The sequence below is a fragment of the Ligilactobacillus equi DSM 15833 = JCM 10991 genome, from assembly GCF_001435735.1.
Classification (GTDB): Bacteria; Bacillota; Bacilli; order Lactobacillales; family Lactobacillaceae; genus Ligilactobacillus; species Ligilactobacillus equi.
This window is the reverse complement of the sequence record NZ_AZFH01000103.1, coordinates 1-272: the sequence shown is the minus strand read 5'-3', so window position 1 is coordinate 272 and position 272 is coordinate 1. Positions and strand designations below refer to the sequence as shown.

The following is a 272-nucleotide window of genomic DNA, read 5'->3' as shown; positions in this document are numbered from 1 at the left end:
TCAGCTTGTGGTCTAGAAAACTTAATCGGTTTTCGTAACCATTCCAAATCACGAGGAATATGCTTCCAAATATTTTTGCCAGTTTTAGGGTCAATCTCATCCGTTTTATACTTAAATGGTCTTTGTTTTAATTGAGTTTCAACTGTTCTATATCTAGCACTTACAGTTCTAAATACGGATTGAACCATTAAAGAATTAAGGTCGCTTTTTGACCGCAAATCATGATACATCTCTCTTTGGAATCTTTTTCTTTCAGGCAGAAAATGTTCATC

At 34.2% G+C, this 272-nt stretch carries 1 pseudogene; it reads right to left on the bottom strand.

Going from position 1 to position 272, the window contains the following annotated elements:
• A pseudogene (locus FC36_RS12495) lies at positions 1–272 on the bottom strand (RNA-guided endonuclease TnpB family protein); the annotation flags it as partial.